The organism is Photobacterium sp. 1_MG-2023, from assembly GCF_030547945.1.
In the GTDB taxonomy this organism is placed as follows: Bacteria; Pseudomonadota; Gammaproteobacteria; order Enterobacterales; family Vibrionaceae; genus Photobacterium.
In genome coordinates, this window is sequence record NZ_JAUORR010000038.1 from 1 (window position 1) to 15,702 (window position 15,702).

General features: G+C 51.7%; 14 protein-coding genes and 1 tRNA gene. 12 read left to right on the top strand and 3 right to left on the bottom strand.

Annotation, left to right across the window (positions count from 1 at the left end; all coding sequences use genetic code 11):
* The 7 genes from Q4579_RS21020 to luxS all read left to right on the top strand — a co-directional run bounded on the left by Q4579_RS21020 (nucleotide 1) and on the right by luxS (nucleotide 7,647).
* Nucleotides 1–77 (top strand) — tRNA-Arg (locus Q4579_RS21020).
* A gap of 199 nt (nucleotides 78–276) precedes the next feature.
* Nucleotides 277–1,227, top strand: a complete 951-nt coding sequence (locus Q4579_RS21025) for an NADP-dependent oxidoreductase (protein ID WP_303566776.1) — start codon at nucleotides 277–279, stop codon at nucleotides 1,225–1,227.
* A gap of 3 nt (nucleotides 1,228–1,230) precedes the next feature.
* Entirely contained in the window at nucleotides 1,231–1,653 is a 423-nt protein-coding gene (locus tag Q4579_RS21030) for a YqaA family protein (RefSeq protein ID WP_303566777.1), read from the top strand.
* Between the two features lie 40 nt (nucleotides 1,654–1,693).
* On the top strand, nucleotides 1,694–4,546 hold the full coding sequence (locus tag Q4579_RS21035) for a pitrilysin family protein (RefSeq protein ID WP_303566779.1): 2,853 nt from the start codon (nucleotides 1,694–1,696) through the stop codon (nucleotides 4,544–4,546).
* A gap of 194 nt (nucleotides 4,547–4,740) precedes the next feature.
* Nucleotides 4,741–6,327 (top strand): glutamate--cysteine ligase, encoded by a 1,587-nt coding sequence (gene gshA / locus Q4579_RS21040; protein ID WP_303566780.1) that lies wholly within the window; start codon nucleotides 4,741–4,743, stop codon nucleotides 6,325–6,327.
* Nucleotides 6,328–6,465: 138 nt separating this feature from the next.
* A complete protein-coding gene (locus Q4579_RS21045) occupies nucleotides 6,466–7,080 on the top strand; it encodes a hypothetical protein (RefSeq protein WP_303566782.1) in 615 nt (204 codons plus the stop codon).
* Between the two features lie 48 nt (nucleotides 7,081–7,128).
* A complete protein-coding gene (gene luxS / locus Q4579_RS21050) occupies nucleotides 7,129–7,647 on the top strand; it encodes an S-ribosylhomocysteine lyase (RefSeq protein ID WP_303566783.1) in 519 nt (172 codons plus the stop codon).
* 80 nt (nucleotides 7,648–7,727) lie between these two features.
* Here luxS and Q4579_RS21055 read toward each other — a convergent pair whose 3' ends face one another.
* Both Q4579_RS21055 and Q4579_RS21060 read right to left on the bottom strand, forming a co-directional pair.
* Nucleotides 7,728–9,005, bottom strand: a complete 1,278-nt coding sequence (locus Q4579_RS21055) for an HlyC/CorC family transporter (protein ID WP_303566784.1) — start codon at nucleotides 9,003–9,005, stop codon at nucleotides 7,728–7,730.
* Nucleotides 9,006–9,143: 138 nt separating this feature from the next.
* The gene (locus Q4579_RS21060) at nucleotides 9,144–9,938 is read right to left on the bottom strand and encodes an inner membrane protein YpjD (protein ID WP_211646199.1); all 795 of its coding nucleotides are present in this window, start codon (nucleotides 9,936–9,938) and stop codon (nucleotides 9,144–9,146) included.
* 263 nt (nucleotides 9,939–10,201) lie between these two features.
* Here Q4579_RS21060 and ffh point away from each other — a divergent pair, with 263 nt between their 5' ends.
* The 5 genes from ffh (at nucleotide 10,202) to rplS (ending at nucleotide 13,712) form a co-directional block, all read left to right on the top strand.
* On the top strand, nucleotides 10,202–11,569 hold the full coding sequence (gene ffh, locus Q4579_RS21065; RefSeq protein ID WP_303566787.1) for a signal recognition particle protein: 1,368 nt from the start codon (nucleotides 10,202–10,204) through the stop codon (nucleotides 11,567–11,569).
* A 171-nt stretch (nucleotides 11,570–11,740) separates the two neighbouring features.
* Entirely contained in the window at nucleotides 11,741–11,992 is a 252-nt protein-coding gene (gene rpsP / locus Q4579_RS21070) for a 30S ribosomal protein S16 (RefSeq protein ID WP_027253536.1), read from the top strand.
* A 27-nt stretch (nucleotides 11,993–12,019) separates the two neighbouring features.
* Nucleotides 12,020–12,553: a ribosome maturation factor RimM gene (rimM, locus tag Q4579_RS21075; protein ID WP_211649930.1), complete on the top strand. Its 534-nt coding sequence runs from the start codon at nucleotides 12,020–12,022 to the stop codon at nucleotides 12,551–12,553.
* 23 nt (nucleotides 12,554–12,576) lie between these two features.
* Complete coding sequence (gene trmD / locus Q4579_RS21080) at nucleotides 12,577–13,326, top strand: tRNA (guanosine(37)-N1)-methyltransferase TrmD (RefSeq protein WP_303566788.1); 750 nt, start codon at nucleotides 12,577–12,579, stop codon at nucleotides 13,324–13,326.
* Nucleotides 13,327–13,358: 32 nt separating this feature from the next.
* A complete protein-coding gene (gene rplS / locus Q4579_RS21085; RefSeq protein WP_211646196.1) occupies nucleotides 13,359–13,712 on the top strand; it encodes a 50S ribosomal protein L19 in 354 nt (117 codons plus the stop codon).
* A gap of 339 nt (nucleotides 13,713–14,051) precedes the next feature.
* Here the strand turns inward: rplS and Q4579_RS21090 are convergent, their stop codons facing one another.
* A complete protein-coding gene (locus tag Q4579_RS21090) occupies nucleotides 14,052–15,551 on the bottom strand; it encodes a carbon starvation protein A (protein ID WP_303566789.1) in 1,500 nt (499 codons plus the stop codon).
* Between the last annotated feature and the right edge of the window lie 151 nt (nucleotides 15,552–15,702).

Consider the following 15,702-nt stretch of genomic DNA (forward strand, 5'->3'; position numbering starts at 1 on the left):
GCGTCCGTAGCTCAGCTGGATAGAGTACCTGGCTACGAACCAGGCGGTCGGAGGTTCGAATCCTCCCGGACGCGCCACCTATTGAAAACCCGGCCTCGCGCCGGGTTTTTTCTTTTCATCTTTCAGGCTTCCCTCGGGCATCACTGGTATTTCGGGTCAGAAAGCGGTAGTTTTGGCTAGCTTTGCAACCCGTAAGGTTCTGACCCGCAGGTTGAGCGTGTGCTTATCGCTTCCCTGGGTCAACGGAACAAGACCAGAATCAGAAGGAATCCACGCATGACCTGTCAACAGCTTGCCATCACAGCTTTCGGCGATGTAAATAACCTGCAACTGCAATCGGCAGAGACCCCAGTGCCTGAAGGGCGCCAAGTCTTGGTTGGGGTGTCGTTTGCCGGAGTCAATCCAATTGATGCCAAAACCCGTGCCGGATTGGGCTGGGCTGCGCAACAGAATCAGGACAAACTCCCTTGGGTGCCAGGCTACGATATGTCTGGGGTGATTCTGGCCGTTGGTGAGGAGGTCACTCAATGGACCGTCGGCCAGCATGTGTGCGGTTTCGTGGGCTTCCCGCTGGCAGGCGGATGCTATAGTGAACAGGTGCTGGCTGATGCGGAAACCTTATCTGCGGTCCCGGAAACTGTCTCTCTGGCACATGCTGCAGCGTTACCGCTGGCCGGACAGACGGCGCTGCAGGCGCTGGAGAAGGCTTCGGTGAAGCCGGGTGAGCGCGTGCTGATCCTGGCGGGTGCTGGCGGTGTCGGCCACCTGGCGGTACAACTCGCGAAGGCGAAAGGCGCGGTCGTGCTGGCCACCTGTTCTGCAGATAATCTTGAGTTTCTCTCTGCGCTGGGCGCAGAAGCGATCGATTATCGTGCCCAAGCGCTGAACACTGGCATGAAGCCTGTCGATGTTCTGATTGATTTAGTGGGCGGTGAGGCCGGTATTGAAGCACAAGCATGTGTGAAGCCGGGAGGTCGTGTCGTCACCGTTCCGACCATTACGGCTGAAGCCGTGAATGCTTCCGCTAAAATGGCAGGCTTACATGCGCAGGGCATGCTGGTTTCTCCTTCCGTCGCGCAAAATGATTTGATGCTGGCGATGATGGCAAAAGGCGAACTGAAGCTGCATATTTCCGAACACTTCAACCTAGAAGCCGGCGCACAGGCGCACCGCCAGATCGAAACCGGGCGGACCCGCGGGAAGATCGTGCTTGTGATGAAAGGTTAACGGATGGACTGGAGTTGGTCCGGTGAGACCATTCTCTGGGGATTATTTTTCTCCGGACTGCTCAGTGCCACTTTGTTGCCGGGCGGCTCAGAAGCCGGTTTACTGGCTGCATTGATCCAACCTGCCGAACCCGTCTGGATGCTGGTTGCCGTGACGACTGCCGGAAATACGCTGGGTGGTTTCGTCACCTTTTATATGGGACGATGGCTGCCGGATAAAACTTCTGAAGAAAATCAGGGTCATACTAAAGCCGTTCGTTGGATTCAAAAATATGGCTACTGGAGTTTGCTGCTGAGCTGGGTACCGATTGTCGGTGATCCTTTATGCCTGGCAGCAGGCTGGCTCCGGATGCGGGCCAGCCTCTGTGCTGTCATGATTCTGACCGGAAAAACGGCACGGTATGTGCTTCTAGCGCTACTGTTTTGATTGATCATTCCCCAAATAACAAAAGAGAAGGAAGGCGAGTGTGCAAAAGCGGATTCTGAGCCTTGCGTTGCTGATCCTGAGCGGATGCAGTAGTCAGACGCCCCACGAATCATCACAGGCTTTACCTGATGGTGTGCATTTCGTAGAGCGTGTTTCAAATTCCGGTGACGATGTTGTCATTCCGTACAGCAAGTATGTGCTGGATAACGGATTGACCGTGATCCTGCATGAGGATGACTCTGATCCGCTGGTTCACGTTGATGTGACTTATCATGTGGGCTCTGCCCGGGAGCAACTGGGTAAGTCAGGGTTTGCTCATTTCTTTGAGCATATGATGTTTCAGGGCTCGAAGCATGTGGGCGATCAGGAGCATTTCCGTTTGATCACGGAAGCGGGGGGGAGCATGAATGGCACCACCAACCGCGACCGGACCAATTATTTTGAAACCGTTCCATCAAACCAGCTGGAAAAAGTTCTGTGGCTGGAATCAGACCGGATGGGATTCCTGCTCAGCGCTGTGTCGCAGCACAAGTTTGAAATCCAGCGCTCCACGGTCAAAAACGAGCGGGCACAGCGATACGAAAACAGCCCTTATGGTCTGGTGCATGAACGGATTGGGGAAGCTTTGTTCCCGCGCACGCATCCATACTCCTGGCAGCCGATTGGCTATGTGGAAGATTTAGATCGGGTGGATGTGAACGACCTGAAAGCTTTCTTCCTGCGTTGGTATGGTCCGAACAATGCCACGCTGACCATTGGTGGAAAGCTGGATAAAGCAGAAACCCTGGCCTGGGTTGAAAAGTATTTCGGGGATATTCCCCGCGGGCCAGAAGTGGTCAACCCGCCTAAGCAGCCGGTGACACTGCCCGGTGACCGTTTCCTGACGCTGGAAGATAATATCCGTCAGCCGATGCTGATGATGGCCTGGCCAACCTCTTATAAAGGGGCCAAAGATGACGCTTCTCTGGATATGCTGGCGAAAGTGATTGGCGGCGGCAAGAACAGTATTTTGTATCAGTCGCTGGTGAAAACAGGCAAAGTCGTGGATGCTGGTGCTTATCATGATTGCGGTGAGCTGGCCTGTACCCTTTACGTGTATGCGATTGGTCAGAGTGACCAGAGCGGGCGTTTGGATAAGATCTATGACGATGTCAGTACAGTGCTGAGCAGTCTGGCACAGCGTGGCGTGAACCAAAAAGATCTGGATGAAATGAAAGGGATGGCAGAAGCCTCTGCGATCTTCGGACTGCAAAGTGTGCACGGCAAAGTGGCACAGCTCGCAGCCTACCAGACCTTCTACGGTAACCCGAACCGTCTGGGTACCGAACTGGACAACCTGCGTCAGGTGGAGCCGGCCGATGTTGAAGCGGTTTATCAGCGATATGTGGAAAACAAGCCTAAAGTCGTTTTGAGTACAGTGCCAAAAGGCCGTACCGATCTGGCAGCCGCCAAAGCGAATTACCAGCCAGCGCCTCGGATCATCCCGGAGCACAAGTCGCTGTCGGACAAAGCCTTGCATCTGCGCGAGCCGCAGCAGGAAAGCTTCGACCGTTCTGTGATGCCACAGCCGTCCGAACCTGTGACAGCAACTGTCCCTGCGTTATATCGCTTTCAGTTGGCGAACGGCATTGAAGTGCTGGGCACCGCGTATGACGAAACACCGACGGTAGAACTGCAACTGGTGCTGCCTGCCGGACGACGGTATGAACCGGCCGGGAAAGATGGTCTGGCTGAACTCACCGCCGCCATGATGGCTGAAGACAGTCTGCGCAGTTCATCAGAAGAGTTGGTGTCTCGTCTGGACACACTGGGCAGCAGTATTTCCTGGAATCCTGGGATGTACGGCACTGTGGTTTCTGTGGCTTCATTGAAAGAGAATCTGCCGGAAACTCTGGCGATATTGCAGGAGCGTTTATTCGAGCCGGCTTTCACGGAAGAAGATTTTACCCGGATCAAGCAGCAGGCGCTGGAAGGGCTGGTGTATGATCATCAGCGTCCGAGCTGGCTTGCCAGTCAGGCCACCCGGGAAGTGCTCTATGGTAAAACGATTTTTGGTCGTCCATCGGAAGGCACCACGGCTTCGATTCAGAGCATCACGCTGGACGATGTGAAAGCCTTCTACAAGCGTTATTACACGCCGAATGGTGCACAGTTGGCGGTGATTGGTGAAGTCACCCCGGCAACGCTTAAATCAGATCTGTCATTTCTGGCACAATGGCAGGGAGCTCCGGAGCCGAGTTATGTGACACCAGCGCTGCCTGCTGAAAACCAGCCAACTGTCTGGCTGGTGGATAAACCGGGCGCGCCTCAGAGTACTGTTCGCTTTGTTCGTCGTGCACTGCCGTTTGATGCGACCGGTGAGCAATTTGAATTGCAACTGGCGAATTTTAATCTGGCCGGAAACTTTAACAGTCGGATCAACTTGAATCTGCGGGAAGACAAAGGCTATACCTACGGTGCAGGCGGCTATCAGAGTGGCAATAAAGAAGTGGGTCTGTCGGTGTTCTATGCCGAAGTGCGGGCCGATGCTACATTACCGTCGATTCAGGAAATGCGTAAAGAACTGCAAGAATACAGCCAGAATGGCCTGACGAAAGAAGAGCTGGCGTTTATGCGTCTGGCTGTGGGTCAGCAGGAAGCGCTGAGTTATGAAACGCCGGGGGATAAAGGTGATCTGCTCCGCCAGATCATGACGTATCACCTGCCGGATGACTTTGTCTCACAGCGAAATGAGATCACGGCATCGATCAGTTCCCAGCGTCTGAACGTATTGGCTGCGAAGTGGTTTGTTCCCTCGGATTATCAGATCATTGTCGTGGGTGATGCTGCGTCATTATTGCCCCAATTGAAGACCTTGGATTTACCGGTCCGTCAGATGAAACCTGAGCAATAAAGCCGAATAATCTAAAGGCTGTTCAGGCCGGATTCAGTTGATTATCTAAGCCGATACCTTGTGTGTCGGCTTTTCTTATTGTTGCGATGTCTGCAGGCAGGAAACCCTTTGCCAGATCAACAATAATCATGGTAATCAGCAAAAATAATGATTACCCTAGCTCCCCTGTGATAGTGATAATTGAGAAGAACCGGATGGATTTTTCGCAAAGGTTAGAGAGGGTGTCAGCGGACCCGCAAGCGCTGACACAAATCGGGCGCGGCCTGGAACGGGAAGCGTTACGAATCACCCCGCAAGGCAAATTATCAACCCAACCGCATCCTGCTGGTTTAGGTTCAGCCCTGACCAATCAGTGGGTCACGACGGACTTTGCTGAGTCACTGCTTGAATTTATTACCCCGGTTTCAAGAAATGTTGACGATTTATTGTCTCAATTGTCTGATATCCATAAATTCAGCTACACCCAGATGGGTGAAGAAATGCTGTGGCCGATGTCTATGCCTTGTTATGTCGGGGATGAGTCGGACATTCAGCTGGCACAGTACGGTCAGTCCAATATCGGACAGATGAAAACCCTGTACCGGGAAGGTTTGAAGCGCCGTTATGGCAGTGTCATGCAGATTATCTCCGGGGTGCATTTCAACTTCTCCTTTCCGGATGTTTTCTGGCAGCAACTTTTTGGCGATCAGACTGAACAGGAACGACAGACATCTGTGTCTGATGCCTATTTTGCACTGATCCGAAATTATTACCGGTTTGGCTGGTTGATCCCGTATCTGTTCGGGGCTTCTCCGGCGTTGTGTGGCTCTTTCCTGAAGCAGAATACGGATCATCTGAATTTCAGCAAAACCGGCACTGGCACTTACTTTTTACCTCAGTCGACTGCATTGCGTTTGAGTGATCTGGGATATACCAATCACGCGCAAAGTTCATTGAGAATTGGTTTTAACAGCTTGTCTCAATATCTGGATGGGTTGCAGAAAGCGATTCATACCCCGTCGGCAGAGTTTGCTGAAATTGGTGTGAAAGTGGATGGCGAGTTACGCCAGCTCAATACCAATGTGCTGCAGATTGAAAATGAACTTTATGCGCCTATCCGGCCTAAGCGTGTTGCCTTGAGTGGCGAGAAACCCTCCGAAGCTTTGTGCCGTGGTGGTGTTGAATATATTGAAGTTCGTTCACTGGATGTGAATCCATTCAGCCCGGTTGGGGTCACAGAACCCCAGATTCGTTTCCTGGATTTATTCCTGACCTGGGCAGTCTTGTCGCCTTCAGATGATATGGACGATGCCGAACTGGCCTGCTGGCGCGATAACTGGAAAAAAGTTGTGCTGCACGGGCGTGATCCTGATTTGCAGCTTCAGATTGGCTGTCAGGGTGAGCGTTTGTCGCTTCATGACTGGGCGCTGCGCGTCTTTACTGAGCTTGAACAAGTGGCGGTTGCGATGGATCAGGCGCATGGTGGTGATGCTTATCAGCAAACCTTAGCCACACTGACCGGTTGGGTTGAAAATCCGGAGCTGACGCTGTCTGCACAGGTGCTGCGTGAGATAGAAGTTCACGAAGGGATCCGTAACTTCGGGATGGCACTGGCAGGCAAGCACGCTCAGTGGCTGAATGAGCAAGCGTACCGTCGCTATTCTCAGGCGGAGTTTGAACAGGAAACCCAAGCTTCTGTGGCACGGCAGGCAAAAATTGAGCAATCGGACGAGCTGTCATTCGAAGCGTTCCTGGCAGACTATTTTGCCGATCTGGACGTGAATGCTTTTTCGAAGGCTTAAACGCAGATAAAAAAACGGGCAGCGACCTTGCTGCCCAATCAATCATTACAATTTCGCAGGGATGACGACAGTTTACACTGCCAGTCATAATATCTGACCTGCCATTTTCACTTTGGTTCCAACTCAGGGAGTGAAAAAATGCCTCTGGTGAGAAAGAAATGGCCAGTGTTGATATTCCTGTCTTTGATAACAACAGGTTGCGCGACTCCGCCGCCCAAAAATCAATCGAATCTATGTGAAATTTTCCGGGAAAATCCTGACTGGTATGAGGATGCCCTCGCCATGGAAAAGCAGTGGGGAACACCGATTCAGGTTGCCATGGCTTTTGTCCGTCAGGAAAGCGCTTTTCGTCATGACGCCCGGCCACCTCGCCCATACGTTCTGGGTTTTATCCCCTGGTTTCGCAACAGCAGCGCTTACGGTTATGCGCAGGCGCAGGACCCGGCCTGGGGTGAATTTCAGCAGGCGACCGGTGGCTGGAGCTCCCGGACAGACTTTGATGACTCCCTGATGTTTATCGGCTGGTATACCACGGAAACCCAGCGTCAGCTTGGGATCTCCAAATGGGATGCTTACAATCAGTATCTGGCCTATCATGAAGGACGAGGCGGATACCGGCGGGGCACCTATCGGCAAAAGCCTACTTTGTTACAAGTGTCCCGCAAGGTCGATCAACAGGCGAAATCTTACGGCTGGCAGTTAAAACAGTGCCGGCAGGAATTGGAAGCAAACCGGAGCTGGTGGCCGTTCTGATCAAACAGGGCGACACTATCAGCACGACAGGCAAAGGAGAAGGACACCATGCCATTACTGGATAGTTTTACCGTTGACCATACCAAGATGCATGCACCTGCGGTGCGTGTCGCCAAAACCATGCAGACCCCGAAAGGCGACACCATCACGGTGTTTGACCTGCGTTTTTGCCGCCCGAATCAGGAAATTCTGTCTGAGCGCGGCATTCATACGTTGGAGCACTTATTTGCCGGATTCATGCGGGCGCACTTGAATTCTGACCAGGTAGAAATTATTGACCTGTCTCCGATGGGATGCCGGACCGGTTTTTATATGAGCCTGATTGGCGCACCGGATGAGCAGCAAGTGGCTCACAGCTGGCGTGCAGCGATGGAAGATGTGCTCAAAGTGGCTTCACAGTCGCAGATCCCTGAACTGAACGAATATCAGTGCGGTACTTTCAGCATGCACTCACTGGATGAAGCAAAGCAGATTGCTCAGGCGATTCTGGAGCGTGGCATTGATGTGAATCAAAATGATGCACTGGCTCTGCCGGAAAGCATGCTGCAGGAACTGAAAGTGAAGTGATCTGTGATTGTTCACTGTCCCTCGAAACGAAAAAGCCAGCGTTATACGCTGGCTTTTTCGTTTCCGGTACTTGGTTTCAATCATCCGGTTTTTCTTAACTGAGTCGGCAGGACTTTCACCTGCTTGATCATGTTGTCCGAGATTTCGACGATCTCCATCTGATAGCCCGAGACCGAGACACTCAGGATGCTGTCCGGAATATCTTCCAGGTGCTCCAGAATCAGGCCATTGAGGGTTCGCGGGCCATCGGTCGGTAAATCCCAGTTCAGGCTCTTGTTCAGCTCCCGAATATTGGCGGTGCCTTCGATGAGCAGACTGCCATCACTTTGTGGTGTGATTTCTTCAGCCAGAGAAGGAGAGATCGAGGTCGTGAATTCGCCCACGATTTCTTCCAGAATATCCTCCAGGGTGATCAGACCCTGAATGTCACCATATTCATCCACTATCAGTCCAATCCGTTCTTTACGGCGCTGGAACTTCAGCAACTGGATATTCAGGGGGGTGCCTTCCGGAATGAAATAGACTTTGTCGGCGGCACGTAACAGGTTTTCTTTACTGAAGTCGTTCTTATCCATCATCAGTCGGTACGCTTCGCGCACCCGAAGCATCCCGACCACTTCATCAATACTGTCGCGATACAATACAATCCGGCCGTGTGACGAGTGGCTGAGCTGGCGGACGATAGATTTCCAGTCATCGTTGACGTTGATCCCGACAATTTCATTGCGCGGCACCATGATGTCTTCCACGGTGACATTTTCCAGATCCAGAATTGACAGCAACATGTCCTGGTGGCGACGCGGGATCAGGCTACCGGCTTCATTGACCACGGTACGCAGTTCTTCAGAGCTCAGGGTGGCATCATTCATATTATCGACACGCAAACCCAGTAAACGCAGGAATCCGTTGGTGATGCCGTTCACGAACCATACCAGCGGATACAGTACTTTCATCAGTACACGCAGTAAAATGCTGCTGTTGTAAGCGACTTTTTCCGGGTACAGGGCGGCCAGCGTTTTTGGCGTCACTTCTGCAAAAACCAGCACAGCCATGGTCAGGGCCCCCGTTGCGATAGCGACACCCAGATCGCCATAAAGCCGCATGCCGAGAATCGTGGCGATGGCCGAAGCCAGAATATTCACAAGATTATTGCCGATCAGGATGAGGCCAATCAGGCGGTCGGGGCGGTCCAGCAGCTTTTCAACCCGCCTTGCCCCTTTGTGCCCCTGGCTGGCCAGATGGCGGAGTTTGTAGCGGTTGAGCGACATCATGCCGGTTTCAGAGCCGGAGAAGTATCCGGAAATCAGAAGTAGTAATACCAGAAGGGAAAATAAGGCTCCCGTGGATATATCGTCCAAAAAACTAGTTCCTTGTATCGCGGTGGATTGGTACTCTGTACTGAATCTGGTTCAGGGTGTCAAGATTTCTCTGGGATAGACCCGGAAACAGTCGATGTTTGTCATGCTTAAGCATGGATCTGCTTTATTCGATTGTCATCAGCGGCCGATAATGATTTCTTTGACAAAGCGACTGCCGAAATAAGCCAACGTCAGCAGGAATGCGCCAATCAGGCTAAACCAGATGACTTTTTTACCACGCCATCCCTGACGATAGTGTCCCCAAATCATCACGCTGTAGACGCACCAAGCCAGAAGAGAAAGCACTGCTTTATGGGTTTTCCCCTGCGCGAACATATCCTGCAAATAGACGAAGCCGGTGATGAGGGTGATTGTGAGTAACCCGTGTCCCACCAGAATGATTTTGAACAACTGGCGTTCAACAGACATCAGTGGCGGTAAGTTGGGGTTAAAGGCGAGCTTTTTGTGTTTGAGCTTATAATCAAGCCATGCCAGCTGAATGGCATAGAGTGTTGCAATCATCAGGGTGGAGTAGGCAAACAGGGCCAGCGAGATATGAAGCAGGACCTGAGGATGCGACTCCAGATGGGTGATAAATGCTCCCGGCAGTATTGCTGCTGCCGCGAGATTGATGGCTGCAAAACTGTAGATCACCGGCAGCAGAAACCATAATCGCATTCTGAGCATGGCAACTGTGGTGATCACCGAAATAATCAGGCTGATCAGCGAGGCAACATTGAGAATACTCAGGTTTTGGCCGACACCACCTAAGATCAGATCTTTCAGAAAGATCACATGAAGTATGATCGCCGCCGTGGCACTGAGGAGTACGGGCCGGGATTGAATACCACTATGGTGGCTTAGGCCGGGCACGATAAACGCCAGCGCCAGCAGATAAAAACCAGCCGCAGAAAAGGCAATCAATAATTCCATAACACCTGAAGATCATGACATTGAGCCGATGAGTATACCTTGCCAACGGATGACACGACAATGATACAGGTGGATCAATCCTGTGGGACAGAGCGCACTTTCTGGTCAGATTCCCGCTTTTTAAGGAAATTCAGGTTGAGCTGAAGTCGAAAATCAGGGAGGAAATCTGCAGTTTTCTGAGTTAGCCTGCAGGTATGGCATGAAACCCAGTGACCGAATGCGGTATACTGGCCCGAAATGAGTGCGTAACGAGCGAGTCACACATGTTTGACAATTTAACCGAGCGTTTATCGTCAACGCTGAAAAATATCAGCGGCCGTGGCCGTCTGACCGAGGACAACATCAAAGACACCCTGCGCGAAGTGCGCATGGCATTGCTGGAGGCGGATGTCGCCTTGCCGGTTGTCCGTGATTTCGTCAAGCGGGTTAAAGAGCGGGCTGTCGGAACAGAAGTGTCCAAGAGCCTGACGCCGGGTCAGGAATTTATCAAGATTGTTCAGGCAGAGCTCGAAGCTGTCATGGGCGAATCGAACGAAGCGCTGGATCTTGCCAGTCAGCCCCCTGCGGTGATTCTGATGGCCGGTCTGCAGGGTGCCGGTAAAACGACCAGTGTCGGTAAGCTGGGTAAACTGCTGAAAGAGCGGAATAAAAAGAAAGTGCTGGTGGTTTCGGCAGACGTTTATCGCCCGGCGGCGATCAAGCAGCTGGAAACCCTGGCGACGGATATCGGAATTGATTTCTTCCCATCGACACCGGATCAGAAGCCGGTTGCGATTGCGCAAGCTGCGATTGAACACGGGAAGCGTAAATTCTATGACGTGGTGATTGTCGATACCGCAGGTCGTCTGCATGTCGACGATGAAATGATGGATGAAATCAAGGAAGTCCATCAGACCACGAATCCGGTTGAAACCCTGTTCGTTGTCGACGCGATGACAGGACAGGATGCGGCAAACACCGCGAAAGCTTTCAATGATACGCTGCCTCTGACCGGTGTGATTCTGACGAAAGTCGATGGTGATGCCCGGGGGGGGGCGGCACTGTCGGTGCGTCATATTACCGGTAAACCGATCAAGTTCCTGGGTGTGGGTGAGAAAACCGATGCGCTGGAGCCGTTTTATCCGGATCGTGTTGCTTCCCGGATTCTGGGCATGGGGGATGTGCTGTCCCTGATTGAAGATCTGGAACGCAACGTCGACAAAGAAAAAGCAGAAAAGCTGGCGAAGAAGTTCAAAGAGAAGAAAGGCTTTGATCTGGAAGACTTCCGTGGCCAGCTGCAACAGATGAAAGATATGGGCGGCATGATGGGCATGCTGGACAAATTGCCGGGCATGTCCCAACTACCGGGCAATGTTAAAGACCAGGTGGATGACAAGGTCTTTGTTCAGATGGAAGCCATCATTAATTCTATGACAGTAAAAGAGCGTGAGCGCCCTGAGCTGATCAAAGGTTCCCGCAAGAAACGAATTGCTGCTGGTTCCGGTACGCAGGTGCAGGATGTGAACCGGCTGCTGAAGCAGTTTACCCAGATGCAGAAAATGATGAAGAAGATGCAGAAGGGCGGCATGAAGAATATGATGCGCCAGATGAAAGGCATGATGCCGGGTGGCGGCATGTTCCCTGGACGCTAATTGCTTCAATTGCTTGTTTTTTAGCCTTGGTGAAAGATTTTACTGGTGAAAAAGTAGCTAAAGCAGTTGCATTCACGAGTTGAAAGAGTAAAATTCCGAGGCTTTATTTGGCACGGGCCCCGTTTTTTATGGCGGGGCCAATTTTATTTACAGTAATGCAAAGAGGACGATATGGTAACCATTCGTTTGGCACGTCACGGCGCGAAAAAGCGTCCATTTTATCACATCGTTGTTGCTGACAGCCGCGCTGCGCGCGACGGTCGTAACATCGAGCGTGTAGGTTTCTTCAACCCACTGGCAACTGGTCAGGAAGAGCGTCTGCGTCTGGACCTGGACCGTGTAAATCACTGGGTTGGTCAAGGCGCAACTGTGTCTGACCGCGCAGCGAAACTGATCAAAGACGCTGCGAAAGCAGCTGCTTAAGATTAGTCAATGGGTAGCAGAGAAGCGATGAGTTCACACAGCCAAGACCACATTGTCGTCGGTAAAATCGGTGCCACTTACGGTATCAAAGGGTGGCTCAAAGTTTTTTCCTACACAGAACAAGCCGAGAGCATTTTTTCTTATCAGCCATGGCTGATTAAGATTCGGGGTGAATGGCAACCCATCCGTGTGGAAGCATGGAAACGTCATGGTCAGGGGCTCGTTGCCAAGTTGGAAGGCCTGGACATCCGCGAAGATGCCCAGATGCTGACCAACGCAGAGGTCAATGTGCTGGCTGATCAACTACCGGCGCTGTCAGATGAAGAATTCTACTGGCGCGAACTGATGGGTATGACGGTAATGACGACGCAAGGTTACGACCTTGGGAAAGTCACTGATATCCTTGAAACCGGTTCGAACGACGTTCTCGTGGTGAAAGCCAACCTGAAAGATGCTTTTGGACAGAAGGAACGTTTAATCCCGTTCCTCGATGAGCAGGTCATCAAGTCGATTGATCGCACTGCTCAACGGATCGAAGTTGACTGGGATCCTGGGTTTTAACCTCCGGTAAAAGCGAGATATTCATGCGAGTAGGGATTATCAGCCTATTCCCTGAAATGTTCCGAGCGATTACTGAGTTTGGGGTAACAGGTCAGGCGGTAAAAAAAGGCCTTGTGTCAGTAGAGACGTGGAATCCCCGCGACTTTACACACGATAAACACCGGACGGTCGATGATCGCCCATATGGTGGCGGACCGGGCATGTTGATGATGGTACAGCCTTTGCGCGATGCCATTCATGCAGCAAAGCAGTCCGTAGAAGGCCAGGCAAAGGTGATTTATCTCTCACCTCAGGGCCGTAAGCTGGATCAAGCGGGCGTTGAGGAGCTGGCGCAGAACCAGAATCTGATTCTGATCTGTGGTCGCTATGAAGGGGTAGATGAGCGCATCATTCAGCAAGAGGTGGACGAAGAATGGTCCATCGGCGATTTTGTGCTTACGGGTGGTGAGCTGCCAGCCATGACCTTAGTCGATGCAGTGGTGCGGTTTGTACCGGGCGTACTGGGTGACTTTGCGTCGGCAGAAGAAGATTCTTTTGCCAATGGCTTGCTGGATTGCCCGCACTATACGCGTCCTGAAGTTTTAGACGGACAGGCAGTGCCTCCGGTACTGTTGTCTGGCAATCATCGGGATATCAGCCGCTGGCGTTTGAAACAATCGCTGGGCCGTACCTGGCTGAGAAGACCAGAGCTCCTGGAAAACCTAGCTCTGACTGACGATCAGGAGTGTTTGCTGGCGGAGTTTATCCGCGAATATCGGCAAACCATGAGTTAATTTAGTATCAGTTTATTCTAGGGTATATACCAATGAGTAATATCATCAAAGCTCTTGAGCAAGAGCAAATGAAAAAAGACCTGCCTGAATTCGCACCAGGTGACACTGTTGTTGTTCAGGTGAAGGTAAAAGAGGGTGAGCGCGAGCGTCTGCAGGCGTTCGAAGGCGTTGTTATCGCTAAGCGTAACCGTGGTCTGCACTCTGCATTCACCGTTCGTAAAATCTCTAGCGGTGAAGGCGTTGAGCGTGCTTTCCAAACTCACTCTCCGATCGTTGACAGCATTACTGTTAAGCGTCGTGGTGCAGTACGTCGTGCCAAGTTGTACTACCTGCGTGAGCGTTCTGGTAAAGCGGCTCGTATCAAAGAGAAGCTGTCCAGCAAATAATTTCACGTCACGTCAGACGCGTATTGAGAAGCCCGCCAATTTGGCGGGCTTTTTTTGTCTCGCGAACCTGGCAATCCGTCAGATTCACTTATGATATCAATCGCAGTCAATTACTGGTCATCCTAGCTTGTTCAAATGTTCGATCACTGCGTTAGATTTTTTGATTGTAGAATCACTACTTAGCTAAAAAATCCGCCTTGTTCTTCAACATTTTTCCTGCGCTACTTCTGAACATTGACTTACTTTGATTGGTGTAGTTGCATCGAAAAGTGATGACGAAATCCCAATAAAAAAGCCAGCAAGGAATGCTGGCTTTCTTATGTTTGGCTGGGACCGCAATTAAGCTGTGGTCGTCGCCTTGGTATTTGACTTCACTGGCTTCGCTTGTGCATCGTCTTCGGTCAGATCGCCTTTTCCTTTGGAAATCATGATGACGTAGACGGTAATCGCCAGAGATGCGACCACACCAATGATTGTTGATTCCATCATATCCCTTCCGAAGCCCAGTTGACTGTTATTCAGGATAAAGGTGATGACCACTGAAGTCATAAAGATAGCCGGTATTGTGGTCACCCAGTGCAGTTTATTATGGCGCAGCAGGTAAGCCGAGGCGGTCCACAGCATCATTACAGCGGTAGCCTGATTTGCAAAGCCGAAGTAACGCCAGATGATACCGAAGTCGACCTGAGTCAGAACGCCACCAATGATAAAGAGAGGCACGGCCATCATCAGACGGTTCCGCAGGCTCTTTTGTTCCAGGTTGAAATACTCAGCCAGGATCAGGCGGCTTGAACGGAAAGCCGTATCACCCGAGGTAATTGGCAGAATGACCACACCCAGGAAGGCAACCACGCCACCAACCACACCCAGCAGGCCGAAAGACGCGCTGTAAACCACGTTACCCGGACCACCGTTTGCAACCGCGTCCGACAGGCTTTCAACTGAGCCGAAGAATGACAGCGCCAGCGCACACCAGATCAGGGCAATCACCCCCTCACCAATCATCGCACCGTAGAAGACAAAGCGGCCGTTCTTTTCGTTTTCCATGCAGCGCGCCATCAGCGGAGACTGTGTCGCGTGGAAGCCGGAGATTGCACCACAGGCAATGGTGATGAACAGGGCAGGCCATAGTGGCATGTCATTCGGGTTCATGTTGGTCAGCATCTGGCTGATTTCGTAATCACCCAGCAGTGTGTATTCACTGGAGAAAGCAATCGCAGTGATCAGGCCAACCGACATGAAGATCAGCAGGAAGCCAAACAGCGGGTAGAAGCGACCGATGATTTTATCCACCGGAACAATGGTCGCGATGATGTAATAAGCAAAGATAATGGCAACCATGGTGCCCATGCTGACCGTCAGGTCGGTTTGCTCATTCACCAGACTCGTGATCATCCCAGCGGGCGCTGAAACGAACACCACGCCGACCAGCAGAAGCAGCACAATGGCGAAGATGTTCATGAAATGTTTGGCGCCATTGCCCAGGTATTTGCCGGAAAGCGTCGGCACAGAAGCCCCGCCGTTGCGTACAGACAGCATCCCCGAGAAGTAGTCATGCACGGCACCGGCAAAGATACAGCCCAGAACAATCCAGAGCATGGCAGCAGGGCCATAAAGTGCACCCATGATCGGGCCGAAAATCGGACCGACACCGGCAATGTTCAGTAGCTGTACCAGGTACACTTTTTTCTTTGACATCGGGACATAGTCAACACCATCCTGCTTACTGAAAGCTGGCGTCTGACGTTGTTCGTTAATGCCAAAGATTTTTTCAATGAATGCACCGTAGATAAAGTAGCCGCCAATCAGCGCAGCCACACAAATCAAAAACCAGGCCATATCTGTGCCTCACTCGTGTAGGGTTAAGTTAGTGGTTTATCAACGCTGGCATCATATCGACTGGCCGGACAGACGCACGCTGGAAATCAGTGAGTGGCGCTATAGCGATGCTGAGTGGTCAATTGTCCGGTTAAGTGGCGGGCCAGAATGC

Bases quoted from the DNA above. Each gene is read 5' to 3' on its own strand.
- Q4579_RS21025 (WP_303566776.1), top strand. From the start codon at position 277: ATGACCTGTCAACAGCTTGCCATCACAGCTTTCGGCGATGTAAATAAC.
- Q4579_RS21030 (WP_303566777.1), top strand. From the start codon at position 1,231: ATGGACTGGAGTTGGTCCGGTGAGACCATTCTCTGGGGATTATTTTTC.
- gshA (WP_303566780.1), top strand. From the start codon at position 4,741: ATGGATTTTTCGCAAAGGTTAGAGAGGGTGTCAGCGGACCCGCAAGCG.
- Q4579_RS21045 (WP_303566782.1), top strand. From the start codon at position 6,466: ATGCCTCTGGTGAGAAAGAAATGGCCAGTGTTGATATTCCTGTCTTTG.
- luxS (WP_303566783.1), top strand. From the start codon at position 7,129: ATGCCATTACTGGATAGTTTTACCGTTGACCATACCAAGATGCATGCA.
- Q4579_RS21060 (WP_211646199.1), bottom strand. From the start codon at position 9,938: ATGGAATTATTGATTGCCTTTTCTGCGGCTGGTTTTTATCTGCTGGCG.
- ffh (WP_303566787.1), top strand. From the start codon at position 10,202: ATGTTTGACAATTTAACCGAGCGTTTATCGTCAACGCTGAAAAATATC.
- rpsP (WP_027253536.1), top strand. From the start codon at position 11,741: ATGGTAACCATTCGTTTGGCACGTCACGGCGCGAAAAAGCGTCCATTT.
- rimM (WP_211649930.1), top strand. From the start codon at position 12,020: ATGAGTTCACACAGCCAAGACCACATTGTCGTCGGTAAAATCGGTGCC.
- trmD (WP_303566788.1), top strand. From the start codon at position 12,577: ATGCGAGTAGGGATTATCAGCCTATTCCCTGAAATGTTCCGAGCGATT.
- rplS (WP_211646196.1), top strand. From the start codon at position 13,359: ATGAGTAATATCATCAAAGCTCTTGAGCAAGAGCAAATGAAAAAAGAC.
- Q4579_RS21090 (WP_303566789.1), bottom strand. From the start codon at position 15,551: ATGGCCTGGTTTTTGATTTGTGTGGCTGCGCTGATTGGCGGCTACTTT.